19 protein-coding genes and 1 other RNA gene are annotated in these 23,011 nt (G+C 68.7%); 1 reads left to right on the plus strand and 19 read right to left on the minus strand.

The genetic code is table 11. The annotated features are described in order from the left end of the window. Positions 1-45: 45 nt before the first annotated feature. Both secA and RHOOR87_RS0106115 read right to left on the minus strand, forming a co-directional pair. Positions 46-2,787: a preprotein translocase subunit SecA gene (secA, locus tag RHOOR87_RS0106110; protein WP_027484517.1), complete on the minus strand. Its 2,742-nt coding sequence runs from the start codon at positions 2,785-2,787 to the stop codon at positions 46-48. Between the two features lie 191 nt (positions 2,788-2,978). Then, the gene (locus RHOOR87_RS0106115) at positions 2,979-3,908 is read right to left on the minus strand and encodes a M23 family metallopeptidase (RefSeq protein WP_027484518.1); all 930 of its coding nucleotides are present in this window, start codon (positions 3,906-3,908) and stop codon (positions 2,979-2,981) included. A 27-nt stretch (positions 3,909-3,935) separates the two neighbouring features. Here RHOOR87_RS0106115 and RHOOR87_RS0106120 point away from each other — a divergent pair, with 27 nt between their 5' ends. Beyond that, positions 3,936-4,418, plus strand: coding sequence for a DUF721 domain-containing protein (locus tag RHOOR87_RS0106120; protein ID WP_027484519.1), 483 nt, complete (start codon positions 3,936-3,938; stop codon positions 4,416-4,418). A gap of 186 nt (positions 4,419-4,604) precedes the next feature. Here the strand turns inward: RHOOR87_RS0106120 and lpxC are convergent, their stop codons facing one another. From lpxC to rsmI, 17 genes are all read right to left on the minus strand, one after another. Next, positions 4,605-5,519 carry a UDP-3-O-acyl-N-acetylglucosamine deacetylase gene (gene lpxC / locus RHOOR87_RS0106125; protein WP_007509325.1) on the minus strand — a complete coding sequence of 305 codons (915 nt, stop codon included), beginning with the start codon at positions 5,517-5,519 and terminating at the stop codon, positions 4,605-4,607. A gap of 453 nt (positions 5,520-5,972) precedes the next feature. Beyond that, positions 5,973-7,160, minus strand: a complete 1,188-nt coding sequence (gene ftsZ, locus RHOOR87_RS0106130) for a cell division protein FtsZ (RefSeq protein WP_027484520.1) — start codon at positions 7,158-7,160, stop codon at positions 5,973-5,975. A gap of 123 nt (positions 7,161-7,283) precedes the next feature. Beyond that, positions 7,284-8,516, minus strand: coding sequence for a cell division protein FtsA (ftsA, locus tag RHOOR87_RS0106135; RefSeq protein WP_027484521.1), 1,233 nt, complete (start codon positions 8,514-8,516; stop codon positions 7,284-7,286). Further along, positions 8,513-9,247 (minus strand): cell division protein FtsQ/DivIB, encoded by a 735-nt coding sequence (locus tag RHOOR87_RS0106140; RefSeq protein WP_027484522.1) that lies wholly within the window; start codon positions 9,245-9,247, stop codon positions 8,513-8,515. The genes ftsA and RHOOR87_RS0106140 overlap by 4 nt, the downstream gene beginning before the upstream one ends. Then, positions 9,244-10,194 carry a D-alanine--D-alanine ligase gene (locus tag RHOOR87_RS0106145; protein WP_196806972.1) on the minus strand — a complete coding sequence of 317 codons (951 nt, stop codon included), beginning with the start codon at positions 10,192-10,194 and terminating at the stop codon, positions 9,244-9,246. Before RHOOR87_RS0106145 ends, RHOOR87_RS0106140 begins: the two co-directional genes overlap by 4 nt. A 2-nt stretch (positions 10,195-10,196) precedes the next feature. Continuing rightward, positions 10,197-11,636, minus strand: a complete 1,440-nt coding sequence (gene murC, locus RHOOR87_RS0106150) for a UDP-N-acetylmuramate--L-alanine ligase (RefSeq protein WP_027484524.1) — start codon at positions 11,634-11,636, stop codon at positions 10,197-10,199. After that, a complete protein-coding gene (murG, locus tag RHOOR87_RS0106155; protein WP_027484525.1) occupies positions 11,633-12,706 on the minus strand; it encodes an undecaprenyldiphospho-muramoylpentapeptide beta-N-acetylglucosaminyltransferase in 1,074 nt (357 codons plus the stop codon). Before murG ends, murC begins: the two co-directional genes overlap by 4 nt. Beyond that, on the minus strand, positions 12,703-13,944 hold the full coding sequence (gene ftsW, locus RHOOR87_RS0106160) for a putative lipid II flippase FtsW (RefSeq protein ID WP_027484526.1): 1,242 nt from the start codon (positions 13,942-13,944) through the stop codon (positions 12,703-12,705). The genes murG and ftsW overlap by 4 nt, the downstream gene beginning before the upstream one ends. Further along, positions 13,944-15,026 carry a phospho-N-acetylmuramoyl-pentapeptide-transferase gene (gene mraY / locus RHOOR87_RS0106165; protein WP_015448706.1) on the minus strand — a complete coding sequence of 361 codons (1,083 nt, stop codon included), beginning with the start codon at positions 15,024-15,026 and terminating at the stop codon, positions 13,944-13,946. Before mraY ends, ftsW begins: the two co-directional genes overlap by 1 nt. Further along, the gene (gene murF / locus RHOOR87_RS0106170; protein WP_027484527.1) at positions 15,016-16,398 is read right to left on the minus strand and encodes a UDP-N-acetylmuramoyl-tripeptide--D-alanyl-D-alanine ligase; all 1,383 of its coding nucleotides are present in this window, start codon (positions 16,396-16,398) and stop codon (positions 15,016-15,018) included. The genes mraY and murF overlap by 11 nt, the downstream gene beginning before the upstream one ends. Next, a complete protein-coding gene (locus tag RHOOR87_RS0106175) occupies positions 16,395-17,903 on the minus strand; it encodes a UDP-N-acetylmuramoyl-L-alanyl-D-glutamate--2,6-diaminopimelate ligase (RefSeq protein WP_007509348.1) in 1,509 nt (502 codons plus the stop codon). Before RHOOR87_RS0106175 ends, murF begins: the two co-directional genes overlap by 4 nt. Further along, complete coding sequence (locus tag RHOOR87_RS0106180; protein ID WP_007509350.1) at positions 17,900-19,717, minus strand: penicillin-binding transpeptidase domain-containing protein; 1,818 nt, start codon at positions 19,715-19,717, stop codon at positions 17,900-17,902. Before RHOOR87_RS0106180 ends, RHOOR87_RS0106175 begins: the two co-directional genes overlap by 4 nt. After that, positions 19,714-19,983, minus strand: a complete 270-nt coding sequence (ftsL, locus tag RHOOR87_RS0106185; protein ID WP_007509352.1) for a cell division protein FtsL — start codon at positions 19,981-19,983, stop codon at positions 19,714-19,716. Before ftsL ends, RHOOR87_RS0106180 begins: the two co-directional genes overlap by 4 nt. Next, entirely contained in the window at positions 19,980-20,921 is a 942-nt protein-coding gene (rsmH, locus tag RHOOR87_RS0106190; protein WP_027484528.1) for a 16S rRNA (cytosine(1402)-N(4))-methyltransferase RsmH, read from the minus strand. Before rsmH ends, ftsL begins: the two co-directional genes overlap by 4 nt. 42 nt (positions 20,922-20,963) lie before the next feature. Beyond that, positions 20,964-21,410: a division/cell wall cluster transcriptional repressor MraZ gene (mraZ, locus tag RHOOR87_RS0106195; protein ID WP_007509356.1), complete on the minus strand. Its 447-nt coding sequence runs from the start codon at positions 21,408-21,410 to the stop codon at positions 20,964-20,966. A gap of 326 nt (positions 21,411-21,736) precedes the next feature. Beyond that, positions 21,737-22,099: RNase P RNA component class A (gene rnpB / locus RHOOR87_RS19585), an RNA gene on the minus strand. A gap of 70 nt (positions 22,100-22,169) precedes the next feature. Then, the gene (gene rsmI, locus RHOOR87_RS0106200) at positions 22,170-22,994 is read right to left on the minus strand and encodes a 16S rRNA (cytidine(1402)-2'-O)-methyltransferase (RefSeq protein ID WP_027484529.1); all 825 of its coding nucleotides are present in this window, start codon (positions 22,992-22,994) and stop codon (positions 22,170-22,172) included. Positions 22,995-23,011 lie beyond the last annotated feature (17 nt).

Below are 23,011 nucleotides of genomic sequence, written 5' to 3' on the forward strand. Positions count from 1 at the left end.
AAAAGCCCCGCTCGAAGCGGGGCTTTTTTTTCAGCGGTCCGTGGCTCAGGCCAGCTGGCCGTGGCAGTGCTTGTACTTCTTGCCGGAACCGCACGGGCACGGGTCGTTGCGGCCAACCTTGGGGCCGTCGTGCTGCGCGGACGGCTGCGCCAGGCGCATGCCGGCACCGACCGCCGGCTCCGCCGCCCCGCCGCCGAACGCGCCTTCCGCCGGCGCGCCGCCGCCGCTGGCCAGCATCTGCTTCTGCAGGCGGTCGGCCAGGCGCCGTTGCTCGGCCTCCATCGCGGCGACTTCCTCCTCGCTGCGGATGCGGATCCGCGCCAGCATCTGCACCACTTCGGCCTTGATCCGCTCGAGCATGTCGGAAAACAGCTTGAACGATTCGCGCTTGAACGCCTGCTTCGGGTCCTGCTGCGCATAACCGACCAGGTAGATGCCCTGGCGCAGGTAATCCATGCTGGCGAGGTGATCCTTCCAGGCATTGTCGACCACGGTCAGCATGATGTGCTTTTCCAGCTGGCGCATGGTCTCGGCGCCGATCTGCGCCTCCTTCGCCTGGAACAGCTCGCTCACCGCGCTGCGCACGTGCTCGAGGATCATCTTCGCGTCGATCTCGTGCTGCTGCTCGATCCAGCGCTTGAGGTCGAGCGACAGGCCCAGCTCGCTTTCCAGCTCGCGGTCGAGCCCGGCCAGGTCCCACTGCTCGTCGATGCTGTCGTCCGGCACGTAGGCGCGCACCATGCTCTGCACCACGTCGTCGCGGATGTCGGCCACGGTGGCCTGCACGTCGTCGCCGTCGAGCAGCTCGTCGCGCTGGCGGTAGATCACCTTGCGCTGGTCGTTGGCGACGTCGTCGAACTCCAGCAGGTGCTTGCGGATGTCGAAGTTGTGCTGTTCGACCTTGCGTTGCGCCTTCTCGATCTGCCGGCTGATCATGCGGTCTTCCAGCGCGTCGTCGTCCTTCATGCCGAAGCGCTTCATCCAGCGCACCAGACCTTCGCCGCCGAAGATGCGCAGCAGGTTGTCCTCCAGCGACAGGTAGAAGCGCGAGGAACCCGGGTCGCCCTGGCGACCGGAACGACCGCGCAGCTGGTTGTCGATGCGGCGCGACTCGTGCCGCTCGGTGCCGATGATGTGCAGGCCGCCGGCGGCGACCACCTGCTCGTGCAGCTTCTTCCACTCGGCCTTGACGCGGGCGCGATCCACCTCCGTGGCCTCGGCCGGCAACGCCGCCAGCGCCGCATCCAGGCTGCCGCCGAGCACGATGTCGGTGCCGCGGCCGGCCATGTTGGTGGCGATGGTGACCTGACCGGGTGCGCCGGCCTGGGCCACGATGTGCGCCTCGCGCTCGTGCTGCTTGGCGTTCAGCACCTCGTGCGCCACGCCGGCCTTCTTCAGCAGGCCGGAGAGCAGCTCGGACACCTCGATCGAAGTGGTGCCGACCAGCACCGGCTGGCCGCGCTCATGGCAAGCCCGGATGTCCTCGATCACCGAGTTGTACTTCGGCGTCTGCGACAGGAAGATCATGTCCGGGTTGTCCTTGCGGATCATCGGCTTGTGGGTGGGGATCACCACCACCTCCAGGCCGTAGATGCTCTGGAACTCGAACGCCTCGGTGTCGGCCGTGCCGGTCATGCCGGCCAGCTTCTTGTACATGCGGAACAGGTTCTGGAACGTCACCGTGGCCAGCGTCTGGTTCTCGCGCTGGATCGGCACGCCCTCCTTCGCCTCCACCGCCTGGTGCAGGCCGTCGGACCAGCGCCGGCCCGGCAGGGTACGGCCGGTGAACTCGTCGACGATGATCACCTCGCCGTCGCGCACGATGTAGTCCACGTCGCGCTGGTAGATGCCGTTGGCGCGCAGCGCGGCGTTGAGATGGTGCACCACCGCCAGGTTCTTGGAATCGTACAGGCCGCTGTCCTGCTCGATCACGCCGGCGGCGCGCAGCAGTTCATCGGCGTGCTGCATGCCCGCCTCGGACAGGTGCACCTGCTTCTGCTTTTCGTCGACCCAGTAGTCGCCCTCGCCGTTCTCCTCGGTCTGACGGACCATCCGCGGCACGATCTTGTTGACCGCGATGTACAGCTGCGGGGAATCCTCGGCCGGACCGGAGATGATCAGCGGCGTGCGCGCCTCGTCGATCAGGATCGAGTCGACCTCGTCGACGATCGCGTAGTTGAGGCCGCGCTGGTAGCGCTGTTCCTTGCTGAGCGCCATGTTGTCGCGCAGGTAGTCGAAGCCGAACTCGTTGTTGGTGCCGTAGGTGATGTCGGCGGCGTAGGCGGCATGCTTGTCGGCGTGGTCCATGCCCGGGTACACCACGCCCACGGTCAGGCCGAGGAAGTTGTACAGCTTGCCCATCTGGGCCGAGTCGCGCCGGGCCAGATAGTCGTTGACGGTGACCACGTGCACGCCCTTGTCGGCCAGCGCATTCAGGTAGACCGGCAACGTGCCGACGAGGGTCTTGCCCTCGCCGGTGCGCATCTCGGCGATCTTGCCCTGGTGCAGCACCATGCCACCGATCATTTGCACGTCGTAGTGGCGCATGCCCAGGGTGCGCTTGGCCGCCTCGCGTACCACCGCGAAGGCCTCCGGCAGCAGCTTGTCCAGCGATTCCCCGGCGGCGACGCGCTGCTTGAACGCGTCGGTCTTGCCGCGCAGCTCGTCATCACTCAGTTTCTCGAATTCGGGCTCCAGCGCATTGATGCGGTTGACACTCTTGGAAAGCTGGCGCAACACGCGTTCGTTGCGGCTGCCAAACAGGCTCGTCAGGGCACGATTGAACATCGATCTTCCGGGTTGGGAGTGAAATGCCCACGGCAGGCGCGGGCCAATCGGGCATGTTACTACATGCCCGCCGGGCACCGCCCACGGGGCCGTCCGCGCCGGGACGCGGCCCATCAAGCCAGGCCGCGGCGCCATCCTGAATGGCGCCGGCCAGGGCGGGATTCAAGGGATGGCGGGCCGGAAACCCGGCGTCAGCGGTGGTTGCGCACGAACGCCAGCGGGTTGACCACGCGGCCGTCGTACCAGACCTCGAAATGCACGTGCGACCCGGTCGAGCGGCCGGTGGAACCGGCCCGGGCCACCACGTCGCCGACCTGCACATGCTGGCCCGGACGCGCCACCAGCGCGCTGTTGTGCGCATAGCGCGTCATGTAGCCGTTGCCGTGGTCGATCTCGATCACGTTGCCGTAGCCCTTGCGCACGCCGGCAAAGGTCACCATGCCTTCGGCCACGGTGTGTACCGGCGTGCCGAGCGGGGTCGAGATGTCGATGCCGGTATGCCGTGCCGAGCGGCCGTCGAACGGGTCCGCGCGCACGCCGAAATAGGAGGAAATATAGCCCTGCACCGGCATCCCGGTCGGCTTCAGGTTGGACTCGATCCGCGCATCCAGCAGCAGACTCTGCAGCGCCGACAGCTGCGCCTGCTGCCGGTCGAACTGGCTGGCCAGCTGGTTGATGCTGTTGTCCAGCGCCGGTGGCAGGGCATACGCGCTGCTGCCGGCATCCTCGACGCCGCCGACCGCCGGCTGCTGGTCGAAATCGAACTCGCCGTCGTCGAGCTTGCCGACCTCGGCCAGCCGCTCGCCCAGCGCATTCAGGCGCGTCGACTGGGCCTGCAGCTGCCCCAGCTTCACGGCCAGCGCATCGAGGCCGCGCTGGGCCTCCTGCCGCACGCCGCCCAGTTGGGTGTCCTGCTGCCGGATCTGCTGCTGCAGGTCGCGAATCTCAGCCAGCGCCCGGTCACGCGGGCTGGCCAGCAACGCGGCCAGCGCCACGCCGGCTCCCATGCAACCGAGTACCGCCAGCGCGACCACCGAAAACAGCTTCAGACGCAGGCGGCGATCCGCCAGGTCGAGGGTCTTCGGCAATTTCCGGGCGCGTGATACGAGTATGATCTGCATGTCTTTCCTGGGTCGAATTCCGGCACCATGCAACGCGCCACTCCAGCCATTTCCCGCCGCACCGGCAACGGACCGAAGTCCCTCGCCGACTGCGGCTCCTTCGCGACGCTGGCCCGAAAGGCCGACGCGCTGGAAGCGCTGGACCGCGCACTGCGCCAGACGTTGCCATCGCCATTGCGCGAGCAGGTGAGATTCGCCAACCTGCGCAACGACCGCCTCGTCTTCCTGGCGTCTTCACCGGGCTGGGCATCGCGTCTGCGCTTGATGCAGGCGCAAATCCTTGCCGCCGCACATGCCATTGGCACCTGCGCCAGTTCAGTCACCGTGAAAGTGATCCCCCCTGCACCCGCCGCCACCGCGCCGGACCGGTCGAAACCGCTTTCGCCTGCCGCCGCCGCCCACCTCAGGGCCGCCGCCGCATCATTCACAGACCCCGAGTTGCGGGCGCTGTTCCTTGAGCTGGCGTCCTTCGCCGAAACCGCTGATTCCCCCTTGCGCGGCACCGAGTGATGATGCTGGTCTGCATGCCGCGGACGGTTTTATAGCACGCCATTTGTTAAGGAGTAATCCGCCATGTCGCGGAGGCGTGAAGCGCCGCGCCTACCGAACGTGATTTGCGCCACAAAAAAACGGCCCCGTCTCGCGACGGGGCCGTTTTCCTTGTGAGGAACTAGCGGAAGTCGGGCCGCAGCCGGCTCAGATGGCCTGCGCAGGGTGGGCATAGGAGATCGGCGAGGTGGCCGGATCGTCCTGATAGCTGACCTCTTCCCAGGCCGAGGCATCGGCCATCAGGGTGCGCAGCAGCTTGTTGTTCAGCTCATGACCGGACTTGTGCGCGTGATAGGCGCCGATCAGGCTGTGGCCGAGCAGGTACAGGTCGCCGATCGCGTCCAGGATCTTGTGCTTGACGAACTCGTCCTCGTAGCGCAGGCCGTCTTCATTCAAGACGCGGTAGTCGTCCAGCACCACCGCGTTGTCCATCGAGCCGCCCAGCGCCAGGTTGTGCTCGCGCAGCATCTCGATGTCGCGCATGAAGCCGAAGGTACGTGCCCGGCTCACTTCCTTGACGAAAGACGTGGTGGAGAAGTCGATCTCGGCACGCGAGGTGCGCTGGCTGATGATCGGGTGGTTGAAGTCGATCGAGAAGCCGACCTTGAAGCCTTCGAACGGTTCGAAGCTGGCCCACTTGTCGCCTTCCTGCACCTTCACCGGCTTCTTGATGCGGATGAAGCGCTTGGCGACGTTCTGTTCCTCGATGCCGGCGGATTGCAGCAGGAACACGAACGGACCGGCGCTGCCGTCCATGATCGGCACTTCCGGCGCGGACAGGTCGACGTAGGCATTGTCGATGCCCAAGCCCGCCATCGCCGAGAGCAGGTGCTCGACCGTGGAGACGCGCACGTCGCCATCGGCCAGCGTGGTCGACAGCCGGGTATCACCGACATTGTCCTCGCGCGCGCGGATGTCCACCGGCGGGGTCAGGTCGGTACGGCGGAACACGATGCCCGTATTCGGCGCCGCGGGGCGCAAGGTCATGTACACCTTGTCACCCGTATGCAGACCGACGCCGGTCGCCCGGATGACGTTCTTAAGCGTACGCTGCTTGATCATCGTAGTTGGTACCTGTGTAGGCAGCAGCCAATCAGGGGCGGATGCTAACACAGTTTTAACCTGTGATAAAAGCAAACCGTACCGTACAGTCTGATTAAGCCTTCATGTTTCTTTCATCCTTGAAAGCTGACACGTCCGTTGCGGCTTTCCCGATGAGGCGATGGTTCGACACGACACCCCGTGCCTGGGACGGGAATCCGGCACGGGGTATCGGGCCGGTCGCTGCGAGCCAAGCCGCGTCGACTGGCCGTGCGCCATCCCGACGCACAGTCTTGCTGCTGCAAAGCGGCGAACGGCCTGCCCGATGGCTGGTCTCGACACCCCCGCGCAGCACGCGACCCGGCCGATGGCCGGCGGCACGGCACGATGGGAGTAGTGACTGACCCAACGGGCGTTCGTTCAATACTTTCGCATCTCCTTAACTTGTGCAAGCTGTCAAAAGTCAGTGGACCATCAGTCGGCCTGGCGGCGCAGGAACGCCGGGATATCCAGGTAATCGAAGCCCGGCTCGGCATTCTTCGCCGGCGCCGCGGGTTCCGCACGGCCGTGGCTGACCGTGATGTCCGGCTGTGCGTAGTCGACCACCTCGTTGCCGGTACCGGTACGCAGCACCACCGGGCGCGGCCGCATCTGCACCTGCTGGGTCTCGACCATGCGGATCGGCGGCTGCTGGCGCGAGGCCATCGCCCGGTTGAGGCCGGTGGCGACCACGGTGACCCGCACGTCGTCCTTCATCTCCGGGTCGAGCGAGGTACCCATCACCACGGTGGCGTCTTCGCTGGCGAAGTCGTGGATGATACGGCCGATCTCGTCGAACTCGCGCATGGTCAGGTTCGGACCGGCGGTGACGTTGACCAGGATGCCGCAGGCGCCGTTGAGGTTGACGTCCTCCAGCAGCGGGTTCTTGATCGCCGCCTCGGCCGCCGCCTGGGCACGGTCGTCGCCGCGGGCGGTACCCGAGCCCATCATGGCCAGGCCCATCTCCGACATCACGGTGCGCACGTCGGCAAAGTCGACGTTGATCAGGCCGGGCGCGGTGATCAGGTCGGCGATGCCCTGCACGGCGCCCTGCAGCACGTCGTTGGCGGCCTTGAACGCGTTGAGCAGGGTGACCTCGCGACCGAGCACGCTGAGCAGCTTCTCGTTCGGCACGGTGATCAGCGAGTCGACGTGCTGCGACAGGTCCTCGATGCCCTTCAGCGCGACCTGCATGCGCCGACGGCCCTCGAACGGGAACGGCTTGGTGACGACGGCGACCGTCAGGATGCCCTTTTCCTTGGCCAGCTGCGCCACCACCGGCGCCGCGCCGGTGCCGGTGCCGCCGCCCATGCCGGCGGTGATGAACACCATGTCGGCGCCTTCCAGCATCGCCTCGATGCGCTCACGGTCCTCCAGCGCGGCCTGCCGGCCGACCTCGGGATTGGCGCCGGCGCCGAGGCCCTTGGTCACGTTGCCACCCAGTTGCAGGTGGGTCCGCGAGCCGCAGCTGCTCATCGCCTGCGCATCGGTGTTGGCGACGACGAATTCCACGCCTTCGATGTTGGCATTCAGCATGTGCGCCACGGCATTGCCGCCGCCGCCGCCCACGCCGATCACCTTGATGACTGCATTGGGTGCGAGTTTATCGATCAGTTCAAACATTTCCCGTCCTCCGTAGAGTTGTTGTCGTTTTAACCATGAAGGGCGACTCCTGTCGGTTCATGGTGGTGGGTGGATATCCCTCCGCCCGTGGCGTCGCCTCCTGCGCCGCCGGATCCGTGTTGCTCAAAAGTTCCTGGTGAGCCAGCCGCGCAACTTGCCGACCAGACCGCCGACGCTGCCGCCGCCCGAACCGCCCACGCGGGTGCCGCCGGCGCGTGCACCGTGCAGCAGCAGGCCCACGCCGGTGGCGTGCAGCGGGCTGGAGACGACTTCGCCGAGGCCCTCGATCTGCTGCGGCACGCCGATGCGCACCATCTTGTGGAAGATCTCCTCGGCCAGCTCCAGCGCGCCTTCCATCTTCGACGCGCCGCCGGTCAGCACCACGCCGGCGGCGACCAGGCTCTCGTAGCCGGAGCGGCGCAGCTGGTCCTGCACCATCTCGAAGATTTCCTCGTAGCGCGCCTGCACGCTCTGCGCCAGCGACTGCCGCGCCAGCCGGCGCGGCGGGCGATCGCCCACGCTGGGCACCTGGATGGTTTCCTCGGCGTGCGCCAGCCCGGTCTGCGCGCAGGCGTACTTGATCTTGATCTCCTCCGCGTGCGCGGTCGGCGTGTGCACGCCGTAGGCGATGTCGCTGGTGACCTGGTCGCCGCCGACCGGCAGCGAGGCGGTGTAGCGGATCGAGCCCTGGGTGTAGATCGCGATGTCGGTGGTGCCGGCGCCGATGTCGACCAGGCACACGCCCAGCTCGCGCTCGTCGTCGGTCAGCACCGCCTTCGCGCTGGCGACGGCCGACGGCACCAGCTCGTCCACGGTGAGGCCGCAACGCTGGATGCACTTGGTGACGTTCTGCACCGCCGCCGCTGCGCCGGTGACCAGGTGCACGTTCGCCTCCAGCCGCACGCCGCTCATGCCGATCGGCGCACGGATGCCGTCCTGGCCGTCGATGCGGTATTCCTGCGACTCCTTGTAGAGCACCTTGCGGTCGGCCGGGATCGCCACCGCGCTGGCCGCCTCCAGCACCTGCTCGAGGTCGCTGGCGGTGACTTCGCGGTCGCGGATCGCCGCGTTGCCGTGCGAGTTGCGGGTTTCCAGGTGGCTGCCGGAGATCGAGGCGTAGACCGAGCGGATGTCGCAGCCGGCCATCAGTTCGGCTTCCTCCACCGCGCGCTGGATCGAGTGCACGGTCGACTCGATGTCGACCACCGAGCCGCGCTTCATGCCGCGCGAGACGTGGGTGCCGATGCCGATCACGGTGATCGGTTCGCCCGGCTCGTACTCGCCGACGATCGCCACCACCTTCGAGGTGCCGATGTCGAGCCCCACTACCAATTGCTTGTCATTGCGCGGCTTCATGAGCGGGGCGAACCTCCAGCGTTGACGGCGGCCGTCGGCGGCCAGCGCACGGCGAATCCATTGGTGTAGCGAAGATCGGCATAGGCGAAGCCGTCGGTGTGGCCGGCGATCAGCTGCGGGTAGACGTCGAGGAAGCGGCGCAGCCGGCGCCCGGCGTACTCGCGGTCGCCGATCACGATCTGCGCGCCGTCGGCCATGCCCACGCTCCAGCTGCCGCGTTCGGTCAGTGCCACGCCGGTGACCTGCAGGTGGGTGCCGGCTAAGGCCTTGCGGGTTTCCGCATAGAAGCTGACCACCTCGGCCAGCCGTGCATCCGGGCCATGCAGGCTCGGCAGCGCGCCGACGCCATCCATGCCCGGCGCCTCGAACACCAGCCCCTGCCGGCTGATCAGCTGCTTGTCGTTCCAGCGGGCGAACGGCTGGCGCTCGTAGATGCGCAACTGCAAGGTGTCCGGCCAGCGCTTGCGCGCCTCGACCGACTCCACCCACGGCAGCGCGGCGACGGCCTTCTGCACCGCATCCAGATCCAGCGCGAAGAAACCCTTGCCCAGGCGCGGCCGCACCGCGGCGCGGATGTCGTCCGCGCTGACGTGCTTGAACTCGGCCTGCACCGTCAGCCGGGTCACCGGCCAGCGCCCGGCCGCAAACCAGCCGCGCAGCACGCCGACGATCGGCAGCGCGACCAGCGCGATGGCGAGGCACCAGGCGACGGGGCGGACGGTTCCCTTCACAGGCCCTCCCGGAAACTGGTTTCCAGTACGCGCCAGCACAGTTCCTGGTAGTCGATGCCAGCCGCCTTGGCCGCCTTCGGCACCAGCGAGTGCGAGGTCATGCCCGGCGCGGTGTTCACTTCCAGCAGCCAGTTGCGGCCCTGCCGGTCGCGCATCACGTCGACACGGCCCCAACCCTGGCAACCCAGTGCATCGAACGCGGCCAGCGCCAGCGCGCGCAGCTCGGCCTCGGCATCGCCTTCCAGGCCGGGGCACAGGTACAGCGTGTCCTCGGCGATGTACTTCGCGTTGTAGTCGTAGAACGCACCCTTCGGCACGATGTGGATGCTGGGCAGCACCTCGCGGCCGAGGATGCCGACGGTCAGCTCGTCGCCCTCGATCAGGGTTTCCATCAGCAGGTCGCCCGGATACCGCGCCGCCAGTTCTACTGCCTGATCCAGCTGCGCTTCCTCGAACACGCGGGTGACGCCCACGCTGGAACCCTCGCAGGCCGGCTTCACGATCAGCGGAAAGCCGACCTGCTTCGCCGCCGCATGCACGTCGGCGCCACGCGGCAAGGCCACGAACTTCGGCGTCGGCAGGCCGAGCGACTGCCACACCCGCTTCGAACGCGGCTTGTCCATCGACAGCGCTGAGCCGAGCACGCCCGAGCCGGTGTACGGCACGTTCAACGCCTCCAGCGCACCCTGCAGCACGCCGTCCTCGCCGCCGCCGTGCTGGCCGTGCAGGATGTTGAACACGCGCGCGAAGCGTTCGCTGCGCAGCGCATCGAGCAGCGCCGGGATACCGTCGACCGCATGCGCGTCCACGCCGCGCGCCTGGAGCGCTTCCAGCACGTTGCGGCCGGAATCCAGCGAGACTTCACGCTCGGCCGAGCTGCCGCCCATCACCACGGCGACGCGACCGAACCGGGCTGGATCGCTGATTTTGTCCACGGTCACCTTCATGCTCACTTGTGCGTCCTCAGATTGCCGAGCTGGGCCAGCTCCACCGCTGCCGCGCCGATGTCGCCGGCGCCGAGCAGCAGCAGCAGGTCGCCGTCGCGCAGCAGCGCCGGCAGGGTTTCCTTGAGCTCGCGCGGATGCTCGACCAGCACCGGATCGACCTTGCCGCGCGCGCGCACCGCACGCGCCAGCGCGCGGCCGTCGGCGCCGGCGATCGGCGCCTCGCCGGCCGGGTAGACATCGGTCAGCACCAACACGTCGACCTCGGCCAGCACATTGGCGAAGTCGTCCAGCAGGTCGCGCGTGCGGCTGTAGCGGTGCGGCTGGAAACCGACCACCAGCCGGCGCCCGGGCCAGCCGCCGCGGGCGGCGGCGAACACCGCGGCCAGCTCGCGCGGATGGTGGCCGTAGTCGTCGACCAGCAGCACGCTGCCCTGGTCCAGCGCGATCTCGCCGCGCCGGTGAAAGCGCCGGCCGACGCCCTGGAAGTTCTCCAGCGCACGCGCCAGCGCCTCCGCCTCCACGCCCAGCTGCCAGCCGATCGCGGACGCGGCCAGCGCGTTCAGCACGTTGTGCCGGCCCGGCAGGTTGAGCTTCACCGGCAGCGCCGCGTCGCGACCCGGCAGCAGCAGCTCGAAGTGCATCTCGAAGCCGTGCTGGCTCACGTTGCGCGCGCGCACGTCGGCGTCGGCGGCGTCGATGCCGTAGGTCATCACGCGGCGCGTGGTGGACTTCGCCAGTACGGCCACTTCGGGATCGTCCACGCACAACACGGCCAGACCGTAGAACGGCAGCCGGTGCAGGAAGTCGGCAAACGCCTTCTTCACCTCGGCGAAATCGCCGTGGTAGTTCTCCAGGTGGTCGGCGTCGATGTTGGTGACCGCGGCGATCACCGGCGACAGCAGCAGGAACGAGCCATCGGATTCGTCGGCCTCGGCGACCAGGTACTGGCCGCTGCCCAGCCGGGCGTTCGCGCCGGCCGCGTTGAGCTGGCCGCCGATCACGAAGGTCGGGTCGTAGCCGGCCTCGGCCAGCACGCTGGCGGTGAGGCTGGTGGTGGTGGTCTTGCCGTGGGTACCGGCGATCGCCACGCCGCGGCGGAAACGCATCAGTTCGCCCAGCATCTCCGCACGCGGGATCACCGGGATGCGCGCTTCGCGGGCCGCGACCAGCTCCGGGTTGTCCTGCTTGATCGCGCTGGAGGTCACCACCACGTCGGCGTCGCCGATGTTTTCCACCGCGTGCCCGACGTGCACGACGATGCCCAGCTGCTGCAGCCGCTGCGCGGTCGGCGAGTTGGCGCGGTCGGAACCGGACACCGCGTAGCCGAGGTTGTGCAGCACCTCGGCGATGCCGCTCATGCCGACGCCGCCGATGCCGATGAAGTGCACCCGGCGGAACGTGCTCATCGGGTCCTCATGGGCGTGCAGGCGACGCGGCGTCATGCGGCCACCTCCAGGCAAGCGCGCGCGATGACCTGCGCCGCGTCGGGTTTGGCCAGCGTGCGCGCGGCTTCGGCCATCGCCAGCAGGCGGTGGCGGTCACCCAGCAGCAAGGCCAGCCGCTGCGCCAGTATCTGTACGTCCAGTTCGTTCTCCTGCATCAGTTCGGCGGCACCGGCCGCCATCAGTACTTCGGCGTTGCGCGTCTGGTGGTCGTCCACCGCGTGCGGGAACGGCACCAGCACGGCACCCAACCCGGCCGCGGCCAGCTCGGCCAGGGTCAGCGCGCCGGCGCGGCAGACGGCCAGATCGGCCCAACCGTAAGTGCCCGCCATGTCGTCGATGAAGGCCACCACCTGCGCCTCGACGCCGGCTTTCGCATACGCCTCACGCGCTTCGTCGAGACCGCGGCTGCCGCACTGGTGCAGCACCTCGGGACGCTGGGCCGGGGTCAGTTGGGCCAGCGCCTGCGGCAGCGCCAGGTTCAGCGCACGGGCGCCGAGGCTGCCGCCCAGCACCAGCAGACGCGGCTTGCCGTCGCGCCCGACCATGCGCTGGGCGGGCGGCGGCAGCGCCGCGATCGCCTCGCGCACCGGGTTGCCGACCCACTCGGCCCGCGGCAACGCGTTGGCGAAACCGGCCAGCACGCGTTTCGCCAGTCCGGCCAGCTTGCGGTTGGTGAACCCGGCCACGCGATTCTGCTCGTGCACCAGCAGCGGCCGGCGCAACAGCCACGCGGCGAGGCCGCCGGGACCGGCCACGTAACCACCCATCGACAATACGCTGCGCGGCTGCACCTGGCGCAGCACGGCCAGCGAGGCGAACAGCGCGCGCAGCAGCATCAGCGGCGCCAGCAGCCGGGTCCTGATGCCCTTGCCGCGCAAGCCGCCGACCGCCACCGTGTGCAGTTCGATCCGCTGCGCCGGCACCACCTTCGTCTCCATCCCGCCGACTGCGCCCAGCCACACCACCGGCACGCCCTGCGCGCGCAGGCACTCGGCCACGGCCAGGCCAGGGAAGATGTGGCCGCCGGTGCCGCCGGCCATGATCAGCACGGGTGCTTGCGTGTTCATGCAGCCACCGCCTCGCGCGGCTTCGCCGCGACGTTTGCATCGGCCGCGGCGACCGCCGCCGGCATCCGCGTGGCCATCTGCCGCGCGTCCAGCGCGCGGTTGATCTCCCAGGTGGCGCGCAGCAGCACGCCGGCCATGGCGCAGGTCAGTACCATCGACGAGCCGCCGTAGCTGATCAGCGGCAGGGTCAGTCCCTTGGTCGGCAGCGCGCCCAGGTTCACGCCAACCGATACGAACGCCTGCATCGCCAGCATCAGCGAGACGCCGAACGCGACGTAGCCGGCAAAGCGCTGGCCCACCTCGACACCCTTCAGGCCCAGGTACAGGCCGCGCCCCACCGCCAGGCCGAACAGGCCGATCACCAGCAGCACGCCGGCCAGGCCCAGTTCCTCGCCGATCACCGCAAAGATGAAGTCGGTATGCGCCTCCGGCAGGTAGGACAGCTTGAGCACGCTGGAGCCCAGGCCCACCCCGGTCCATTCGCCGCGGCCGATCGCCATCAGCGACTGGGTCAGCTGGAAGCCGTCGTTGAACGGATCCTTCCACGGGTCCATGAACGAAGTCAGCCGCTTCATGCGGTAGCTCTCGCCGGTCGCCGCCACGTACAGCAGCGGCATCAGCGGCAGACCCATCAGGAACAGGAAGATCGGCCGCGCGCCACCCAGCCAGACCATCGCGATGGTCACCGCGATCACCAGCGTAGCCGAGCCGAAGTCCGGCTGCGCCAGCAGCAGCAGCACGATCATGCCGGCGACCAGCACCGGCTTGAACAGGCCCAGGAATTTCGTTTCCACATTTTCGCGGTGGCGCACCAGGTAACTGGCGACATAGACCACCAGAATGAGTTTTACCGCCTCGACCGGCTGGAACGTGGTGACCAGCAGGTTCAGCCAGCGCCGCGCGCCATTGATGCGCATGCCGAGGTGCGGCACGAACACCGCCAGCAGCATCAGGAACGCCAGCGCCAGCAGCGGGAACGCATATTTTTCCAGCAGCTTCAGCTCGGTGCGCATGGCCAGGCCGGCCGCGAACAGGCCCAGGCCGAGGAACAGCAGGTGCTTCTTCAGGAAATAGAACGCGCCGAGGTGCTGGCTGTCCGCCACCGCGATCGAGCTGGACGTCACCATCACCACGCCCACGCTGGCCAGCCCGATCAGCGCGACCAGCAGCCACAGGTCGAAGCTGCCGCGCGGTCCGCTGCGGCGTTTGGCCTGGCTGGTAGCGTCGAAGATCGGCATCAGCGCACCTTCAACGTGGCAAGGCCGATCAGCACCAGCACCACGGAGATGATCCAGAAGCGCACGATCACGCGAGGTTCGGGCCAGCCCTTCAATTCGAAGTGGTGGTGGATCGGCGCCATGCGGAACACGCGCTTGCCGGTGAGCTTGAAGCTCGCCACCTGGATCATCACCGAGGCGGTTTCCATCACGAACACGCCGCCCATCACCAGCAGCACGACCTCCTGGCGCACGATCACCGCCACGCAACCCAGCGCCGCGCCCATCGCCAGCGCGCCGACGTCGCCCATGAACACCTGCGCCGGATAGGTGTTGAACCACAGGAAGCCGAGCCCCGCGCCGGCCAGCGCGCCGGTGAAGATCGCCAGCTCGCCCGCGCCGGGAATCGAGGGGATGCCCAGGTATTCGGAAAACACCTTGTTGCCGGCCAGATAGGCGAACACGCCGAGCGCGCCGGAGACCAGCACGGTGGGCATGATTGCCAGCCCGTCCAGCCCGTCGGTGAGGTTCACCGCGTTGGAGAAGCCCACGATCATGAAATAGGTGATCACCACGAAGAACAGCCCCAGCGGCAACACCACGTGCTTGAACAGCGGCACGTACAGCGCGGTCTCCGCGGGCAGCTGAGCGGTGTGGTAGAGGAACAGCGCCGCGCCGAGGCCGAACACCGACTGCCAGAAGTATTTCCAGCGGCTGGCCAGGCCGCGGCTGTCCTTCAGCACCAGCTTGCGGTAGTCGTCGTAGAAGCCGATCGCGCCGAAGCTCAGCAGCACCGCCAGCACCACCCACACGTAGCGGTTGTGCAGGTCGGCCCACAGCAGGGTGGCGACGGTGACCGAGAGCAGGATCATCACGCCACCCATGGTCGGCGTGCCGGCCTTGACCAGGTGCGTCTGCGGGCCGTCGCTGCGCACCACCTGGCCGGCCTTCAGCGCGGCCAGCCGGTTGATCAGCCACGGCCCGCACAGCAGCGACAGCGCCAGCGCGGTGAGCGCGGCCATGATCGTACGGAAGGTGATGTACTGGAACAGATGCAGCGCGGTGAAGTGCCGTGCCATCCAGTCGGTCAGTTCAAGCAGCATCGGACGCACCCCCTTCGTTCTTGCCGGCCGTGCCCGGATGACCGCCTAGCGCCGCCACCACCTGCTCCATGCCGGCCGAGCGCGAACCCTTCACCAGGCAGGTGACGCCCGCGTGCAGCTGCGTCCGCAGCGCAGCGATCAACGCGGCCTTGTCGTCGAAATGCGTGCCGCCGGCGCCGAACGCCTCGACCGTGGCCGTGCCGAACGGGCCCACCGCGAACAGCCGCTCGACCCCGCGCTCGCGCGCACGCGTGCCGATGCCGGCATGCAATGCGCGCGCATCCGCGCCCAGCTCGGCCATGTCGCCCAGCACCAGCCAGCGTTCGCCGGCGGCCAGCAGCAGGGTGTCGATCGCTGCCGCCATCGAGCCGGGGTTCGCGTTGTAGCTGTCGTCGATCAGGGTCCAGCCGCCGGCCATCGTCTCGCGGCGCAGGCGGCCGGCCACGCTGGGCACCTGCTCCAGCCCGGCCACGATGGTGGCCAGCGGCACCTCAAGCGCCAGCGCTACCGCCGTCGCCGCCAGAGCGTTGGCGATGTTGTGGCGGCCAGGCAGTGGCAGCGCCACCCCGGCGTCGCCTTGCGGCGTATGCAGCACGAAACGCGAGCCGTCCACGCGTTGCTCGACGATGCCGGCGCCGATGTCGGCCGGTTGCTCCAGGCCGAAGCGCAGCACCTTGCGCGCGCCGGCCAGGCCGGTGAAGAAGCTGGCGAACGCGTCGTCGGCATTGATGATCGCCACGCCGTCGGCCGGCAACGCCTGGTACAGCGCGCCCTTGGTCTCGGCCACGCCTTCGATGCTGCCCATGCGCGCAAGATGCGCCGGCGCGATGAGCGTGACGAGGCCGATATCGGGCCGCGCGATGGCAGCCAGGTAGGCGATGTCGCCCGGTTTGCCGGCACCCATCTCGAACACCGCGTATTCGGTGTCCGGCGGCATCGCCAGCAGGCTCAGCGGCAGGCCCAGCTCGTTGTTGAAGTTGCCCTCGCTGACGTGGGTGCGACCGTGCCGCGACAGGATCGAGGCGACCAGCGTCTTCACCGTGGTCTTGCCGTTGGAGCCGGTGATGCCGACCACGCGCACGTTGCGCTGCGCGCGCACCGCGCTGGCCAGGTCGCCGAGGGCCAGTTCGGTGCTGCCCACCAGTACCTGCGGCAGCGCGCTGTCGACCTTGCGCGTGACCAGCGCGGCGACCGCGCCGCGCGTGGCGGCTTCGGCCAGGTAATCGTGGCCATCAGCCCGCTCGCCCTTGATCGCCACGAACAAGTCGCCGGGCTCGAGCCTGCGCGTGTCGATGGCGACGCCGGTCACCTCGACGTCGGCGCCGAGCAGGCGGCCGTGGGTCCACAGCGCAATGGCGGCGAGCTGCATCATGGGCGTGCCTCCCCGCCGATCCGTTCCAGCACGGCACGCGCCACCGCCAGATCGTCGAACGGGCGCTTGCCGGTGGCGCCGTCCTGGTAGGTTTCGTGACCCTTGCCGGCGATCAGCACGACGTCGCCGGCGTGCGCCAGCTGCAGCGCGTCGGCGATCGCCAGCGCACGGTCGCGCTCCACCGTCATCGCGCGCGCGGCGGCCATGCCGGCCACGATCTGCGCCACGATCGCGTCGCCATCCTCGCCGCGCGGGTTGTCGTCGGTGACGATCGCCACGTCGGCCAGCCGCGCCGCGATCGCGCCCATCAGCGGGCGCTTGCCGGCGTCGCGCTCGCCGCCGCAGCCGAACACGCAGATCAGCTTGCCGGCGCAATGCGCGCGCACCGCAGCTAGCGCCTGTTCCAGCGCATCCGGCGTGTGTGCGTAGTCGACCACCACCAGCGGCTGGCCATGCACGCCGCCGAGCCGGCTCATCCGCCCGTTCACCGGCTGCAGCTGCTCGAGCGCCTCGACAATGCGCGCGAACGGCTCGCCCAGCGCGCCGAGGCAGCCCACCACGGCGAGCAGGTTGGCCACGTTGAAGCGGCCGATCAGATGGCTGCGCACGGCCCGCGTGCCCCACGGCGTGCGCAGCTGGAACGCCAGCCCTTCGGCCGAGGTGACGATCGCGCTGGCGGCGATCTCCGCCTCGCCGTCGTCGGCCATGCTGAAGCGCAGGCGCTGCACGCCGGCCAGCAGCTGCGTCGCCAGCTCGCGACCGAACGTATCGTCGATGTTGATCACTGCGCTGCGCAGGCCCGGCCAGGCGAACAGCTTCGCTTTCGCCGCACCGTAGGCTTCCATGCTGCCGTGGTAGTCCAGGTGGTCGCGGGTGAGGTTGGTGAACGCGGCCACCTCGTAATCCACCGCCGCCACGCGGCCCTGCTCCAGCGCGTGCGAGGACACCTCCATCGCGACGTGGCTGACCTGCGCAGCGCGGAACTCCGCCAGCAACTCCTGCACCGTCACCGCGTCGGGGGTGGTGCGCTCGCCTTCGTGCAGTTGGCCGTGCACACCGGCGCCGAGCGTGCCGATCGAGGCTGCGCGATGGCCGAGCAGGGTCAGCGCCTGTGCCAGGAGCTGCACGCACGAGGTCTTGCCGTTGGTGCCGGTGACGCCGACCATCCGCATCGACTCGCTGGGGCGCTCGTAGAAACGTGCGGCGATCTCGCTGACCTGGCCATGCAGGTCGTCGATCCACAGCACGGGAACCTCCAGCGGCTCGACCTTGGCGGGTGCGGGTGCCTCGGCCAGCACCACCCGCGCGCCGCGCTGCTCGGCGCCGGCGGCGAAGCTGATGCCGTGCGCCTGGCTGCCGCGCAGGGCGAAGAACGCGTCGCCGCGGCGCACCCGGCGCGAATCGAGGCTCAGGCCGGACACCACGATGCGGCCGGCATCCGGCGCGGCGGCGATCGGCGCATCGGCGATGCCCAGCAGCAACTGGTCGAGGTGGCCGGTGCTCATGGCGTGTCCTCGTCGACCGGGGCGTCGTCGATCGGCGCATCGACCGGCGGCTTGCTGCCCACCAGGCCGTCGACGTTCTGCAGCGGGCCGCCGACATACCAGCGACCGATGTTGTCCGGCGGCACGTCGAGCAGGCGCAACGCACCTTCCATCACCCTGGAGAACACCGGCCCGGACACCGTGCCACCGTAGTAGCTGCCCTTCTGCGGGTTGTCGATCACCACCACCGCGGCCAGGCGCGGGTTCGACGCCGGCACGATGCCGGCGAACGCCGAGGTGTAGTTGCTCTTGGCGTAGCCGCCGACGCTGGCCTTGTGCGCGGTGCCGGTCTTGCCGGCCACGCTGTAGTTGGCGATGCGCGCCAGCGTGCCGGTGCTGCCCGGCCCGGTCACCGTCTCCATCATGCGCAGCAGCTGGCCCGCCACTTCCGGCGAAATGATCTGCTTGGCGGTGGCGTCGCCGCCCTTGATGAAGCTCGGGCTGTGCATCACGCCGCCGTCGGCGATGGTGGCGTAGGCGTTGACCAGCTGCAGCACGGTCACGTTGAGGCCGTAGCCGTAGCCGAGGATGGCCTTCTCCAGCGGACGCCAGCTGCGGCCGATGCGCAACGAACCGGCGGCCTCGCCAGGGAAGCCGCTCTCGGTGCTGTTGCCGAAGCCGAACGCGCGGTAGGTGTCGTACATCAGCGTGGTGTCTAGCGTCATGGCGATGCGCGCCGCGCCCACGTTGCTGGACTTGGTGATCACCCCGGTCGGCGTGAGCAGCCCGTAGTTGTGCGTGTCGTGGATGTCGTGGCCCTGGAAATACCAGTGCCCGCCGGTGGTGTCGATGATCGGGCTGGTCGGCGTGTACTTGCCGCTGGACAGCGCCGCCGCCATCAGGATCGGCTTGACGGTGGAGCCCGGCTCGAGCACGTCGGTCATCGCCCGGTTGCGCCGCTGGCCCGGCTTGCTGCCGCCGAGCGCGTTCGGGTTGTAGGTGGGCAGGTTGGCCATCGCCAGCACTTCGCCGGTCTTCACGTCGAGCACCACGATCGAGCCGGAATCGGCCTGCGATTTCTCCAGCGCGTTTTTCAGTTCGCTGTAGGCGAGGAACTGGATGCGGCGGTCGATGCTGAGCGTGAGGTTCTGCCCCGGCTTGGGCGCGCGCACCTGCTCGATGTCCTCGACCACGTGGCCCATGCGGTCGCGGATGACGCGCTTGGCGCCGGGCTTGCCGGCCAGCCAGTCGTCGTAGGCCAGTTCCAGGCCTTCCTGGCCGCGGTCGTCGATGTTGGTGAAGCCGAGCACGTGCGCGGTCACTTCGCCGGACGGGTAGTAGCGCTTGAACTCGCGCTGGCCGTTGATGCCGGGAATGCCCAGGTCCAGCACGGCCTGCGCCGCGGCCGGCGCCATCTGCCGGCGCAGGTAGACGAACTCGCGGTCCGAGCGCTGCGCCAGCTGCGCCTTCAGGCCGTCCGCGTCCACGCCCAGTGCCTGCGCCAGCGCGGGGATGCGCTCGTCGCTGTCGAGCACCTCGGCCGGGTTCGCCCAGATCGACATCATCGGCGTCGACACCGCCAGCGGCTCGCCGTTGCGGTCGAAGATGGTGCCGCGCGACACCGGAATCGGCATCTCGCGCAGGAAGCGCGCATCGCCCTGGCGCTGGTAGAACTGTTTGCGCACCACCTGCAGGTCGAACGCACGTGCGACCAGGCCGGCCGAGACCAGGCCGAGCAGGCCGACCACCACCACCATGCGTCGGCGCGCGCTGGGGCCGGCGCCGCGACGGCGGCTGGCGGTCTGTGCGGGAGTGTTGAGGTTGCGCCAACTCATCGCAGCAGCCGGATGTCTTGCGGGCGCGGATCGACCATGCCCAGCTTCTGCCGGGCCTCGTCGTCGATGCGCCGCGGTTCGGCGTAGGTGGCCTGCTCCAGTTCGAGTTTGCCGTATTCGATGTTCAGCTCGTCGCGCTGGTTCTGCAGCGCGGTCAGGCTGACGAACAGCACGCGGCTCTCGTGGCGCGTCCACACCACGCCGAGCGCGCTGGCCAGCACCGCGACCAGCAGCATCAGCAGGCACAGGGCGCCGAGTACCTTCATGCGCGGCCCTCCGCCGCAAGTTTCTCCGCCACGCGCAGCACCGCCGAACGCGAGCGCGGGTTCGCCGCCTGCTCGGCGTCGGACGGAAACTGCGCCTTGCCGACCGCCGCCAGTTGCGCCGGCGCGGCCGGCACCGGCGGCCCGCGGCGGCTGTTCTGCACGCGGCCGGAGTGATCGCGGATGAACAGCTTCACCGCGCGGTCTTCCAGCGAGTGGAAGCTGATCACCGCCAGCCGGCCGCCGGGCTTGAGTCGTTCCAGTGCGGCATTCAAGCCCTGCTGCAGGGCATCCAGTTCGCCGTTCACGCGGATGCGCAGCGCCTGGAAGCTGCGCGTGGCCGGATGCTTGCCCGGCTCGCGCCGCCCGACCACGCGCTCGATCAGCGCGGCCAGCTGGCCGGTGCGGGTGAACGGGGTGGCCTCGCGGTCGGCCACGATGGCGCGGGCGATGCGCCGGCTGTGGCGCTCCTCGCCGAAGTGCCACAGCACGTCGGCGATCTCGCGCTCGCTGGCGTGGGCCAGGAACTCCGCCGCGCTCTCGCCCTGACTGGGATCCATGCGCATGTCCAGCGGCGCATCGGCCATGAAACTGAAGCCGCGCGCGGCCTCGTCCAGCTGCGGCGAGGACACGCCGAGGTCGAGCAACACGCCGTCGAGGCCGGCCGCGGTCTCGTCCCACTCGGCCAGGCTGGAGAAATTCGCGTGGCGAATCGCCACGCGCGGATCGCCCGCGAATTCGGCCTGCGCGGCGGCAATCGCAGCGGGATCGCGGTCCATCAGCAGCAGCCGGCCGTCGGGACCCAGGCGCGACAGCACCGCGCGGGCGTGACCGCCGCGACCGAAGGTTCCATCGAGATAGCGCCCGCCCGCATGCACGGCGAGTCCCTCCACTGCTTCACCCAGCATCACCGGGATGTGCCGCAACTGCTGCTCGGCCATGCCGCACTCCCGTTCCCGTCCCGCCCACATGCCGATCGCGCCTTACAGGCGCAATTCCGCCATTGCCTGTGTGATCTCGCCTTCGCCGATGGTCTGGCGGATCTTCTTCAGGTGCTCCTGCTCGCTCCACAGCTCGAACTTGTCGCCCATGCCCAGCAGCACCGCCTTCTTCTCGATGCCGGTGGTGGCACGCTGGCTGGCCGGCAGCAACACCCGCGACGCCGAATCGGGCTCGACCACGGCGGCTGCGCCGACCAGCTTCATCTGCATGTCGCGATGCGCCTTGACCACCTTGGACAGCGCATTGACCTGGTCGCGCACCAACTCCCACGCCGCGTACGGGAACAGCCACAGGCAGCCGGATTCGAACGGGTTGTAGGTGAGCACCAGACGGTTCGCGCACTCGCCCGCCACCTGCTCCCGATAGGCGGTGGGGATGGTCAGGCGACCCTTGTCGTCGATGGTGATGGCGGTTTCGCCCTGGAACACGGTCAGCAGACTCCACTAAAACCCACGATTTCACACTGGAGCCCACGATAATCTCGCCCTATGAGACTGTCAAGGCAATTTCGCTTGTGAATCAAGGAGTAAAGGCAGAATGCTGACCGTACATGCAGCATATTCTCAGGAACGCCTGCAAGGTGTTTGATAGCAGGGAATTTTTTAAAAATCCAAATGCACCACCGCGAGCCCAGACCGGATGAAATCCGGCCGGATCGGCACCGTGACGCCGCTCGGGGATGAATCGCCATTCACACACACGGACGCCCCTCACCGCCGCGGCGACGGGCCGCAGCGGTGAGGAACGCATGAAGAGGTGGAGTCGGCCTGTAAGCCGGGTTCTGTACGCCTTGCGGCGCGACAGTCATTCCTCTCGGCCAGGCGTCGCCGCCTGGCTCCAGCAACCTACCCGGGAACAACGCGGGCCGCGTTATCGTTCCCCTATTTGGTCTTGCTCCGAGTGGGGTTTACCGTGCCGTACGGCGTTGGCCCCGTACGCGGTGCGCTCTTACCGCACCCTTTCACCCTTGCCTGTGCCCTTGCGGGCCATCGGCGGTCTGCTCTCTGTTGCACTGGCCGTCAGCTCACGCTGCCCAGGAGTTACCTGGCACTCTGCCCTATGGAGCCCGGACTTTCCTCGATGCGCTTGCGCGCGACGCGACTGTCCGGCCGACTCCGGGAGCCATTGTAATGGCCGGGAGTCGGGATTGGGGAGTCGGGATTCGGAAAAGCGCGCCGGAACCAGCCTCACGATTCATATAACGCCCTGCGCGGCGCGCCGCTGATCGCCGCCGCCAGCTTCGCCGCCTTCGCCGGCGGCAGTTCTTCGCGCAGGATCGCGAACACACGCCGCCCCTCGGCGAGCTTCGCGTCGGCCTCCTCGCCGCGGCCGGCGACCAGGATCACGCATTCGCCGCGCTGCTGGTCGGGATCGGCGGTGACCCGTGCCGCCAGCAACCCCAGCGGCTCGCCCAGCACGGTCTCGAACAGCTTGGTCAGCTCGCGCGCCAGCACCGCCTCGCGCTCGGCGCCGAACACGTCGCGCATGTCGGCCAGGCTTTCGGCGACGCGGTGCGACGACTCATAGAAGATGAGCGTGCGCGCGTCGCCCGCCAGCTCCTGCAGCCGGCTGCGCCGTGCCGCTGCCTTCGGCGGCAGGAAACCCTCGAACACGAAACGGTCGCTGGGCAGGCCGGCCACCGACAGCGCAGCGATCGCCGCGCAGGCGCCCGGCACCGGGATGCAGCGGATGCCGGCCGCGCGCGCGGCGCGCACCAGCCGGAAGCCCGGGTCGCTGATCAGCGGCGTGCCCGCGTCGGAGATCAGCGCCACCGCTTCGCCGCCCTGCATCCGGCGCACGATCGCCTCCACCGCGTCGCGCTCGTTGTGTTCGTGCAGCGCGATCAGCGGCGTGTCGATGTTGTGATGCAGCAGCAGCGGCCGGCTGTGGCGGGTGTCCTCGGCGGCGATCACCGCCACCGCGCGCAGGGCCTCGATCGCCCGTGCGGACAGGTCGTCGCGGTGGCCGATCGGCGTGGCGACCACCCACAAGCAGCCTAATGGTGCTGACATCTGCAAACTCCTGCGCC

The organism is Rhodanobacter sp. OR87 (assembly GCF_000473345.1).
GTDB classification, from domain to species: domain Bacteria; phylum Pseudomonadota; class Gammaproteobacteria; order Xanthomonadales; family Rhodanobacteraceae; genus Rhodanobacter; species Rhodanobacter denitrificans.

Excerpts from the sequence above, each read along its gene's own strand:
- murF (WP_027484527.1), bottom strand. The coding sequence starts at position 16,398 with ATGATGCAGCTCGCCGCCATTGCGCTGTGGACCCACGGCCGCCTGCTC.
- rsmI (WP_027484529.1), bottom strand. The coding sequence starts at position 22,994 with ATGTCAGCACCATTAGGCTGCTTGTGGGTGGTCGCCACGCCGATCGGC.
- ftsL (WP_007509352.1), bottom strand. The coding sequence starts at position 19,983 with ATGAAGGTACTCGGCGCCCTGTGCCTGCTGATGCTGCTGGTCGCGGTG.
- ftsW (WP_027484526.1), bottom strand. The coding sequence starts at position 13,944 with ATGCCGATCTTCGACGCTACCAGCCAGGCCAAACGCCGCAGCGGACCG.
- RHOOR87_RS0106180 (WP_007509350.1), bottom strand. The coding sequence starts at position 19,717 with ATGAGTTGGCGCAACCTCAACACTCCCGCACAGACCGCCAGCCGCCGT.
- murG (WP_027484525.1), bottom strand. The coding sequence starts at position 12,706 with ATGAACACGCAAGCACCCGTGCTGATCATGGCCGGCGGCACCGGCGGC.
- RHOOR87_RS0106175 (WP_007509348.1), bottom strand. The coding sequence starts at position 17,903 with ATGAGCACCGGCCACCTCGACCAGTTGCTGCTGGGCATCGCCGATGCG.
- secA (WP_027484517.1), bottom strand. The coding sequence starts at position 2,787 with ATGTTCAATCGTGCCCTGACGAGCCTGTTTGGCAGCCGCAACGAACGC.
- ftsZ (WP_027484520.1), bottom strand. The coding sequence starts at position 7,160 with ATGTTTGAACTGATCGATAAACTCGCACCCAATGCAGTCATCAAGGTG.
- rsmH (WP_027484528.1), bottom strand. The coding sequence starts at position 20,921 with ATGGCCGAGCAGCAGTTGCGGCACATCCCGGTGATGCTGGGTGAAGCA.
- murC (WP_027484524.1), bottom strand. The coding sequence starts at position 11,636 with ATGACGCCGCGTCGCCTGCACGCCCATGAGGACCCGATGAGCACGTTC.
- lpxC (WP_007509325.1), bottom strand. The coding sequence starts at position 5,519 with ATGATCAAGCAGCGTACGCTTAAGAACGTCATCCGGGCGACCGGCGTC.
- mraY (WP_015448706.1), bottom strand. The coding sequence starts at position 15,026 with ATGCTGCTTGAACTGACCGACTGGATGGCACGGCACTTCACCGCGCTG.
- RHOOR87_RS0106120 (WP_027484519.1), top strand. The coding sequence starts at position 3,936 with ATGCAACGCGCCACTCCAGCCATTTCCCGCCGCACCGGCAACGGACCG.
- RHOOR87_RS0106145 (WP_196806972.1), bottom strand. The coding sequence starts at position 10,194 with ATGAAGGTGACCGTGGACAAAATCAGCGATCCAGCCCGGTTCGGTCGC.
- RHOOR87_RS0106115 (WP_027484518.1), bottom strand. The coding sequence starts at position 3,908 with ATGCAGATCATACTCGTATCACGCGCCCGGAAATTGCCGAAGACCCTC.
- ftsA (WP_027484521.1), bottom strand. The coding sequence starts at position 8,516 with ATGAAGCCGCGCAATGACAAGCAATTGGTAGTGGGGCTCGACATCGGC.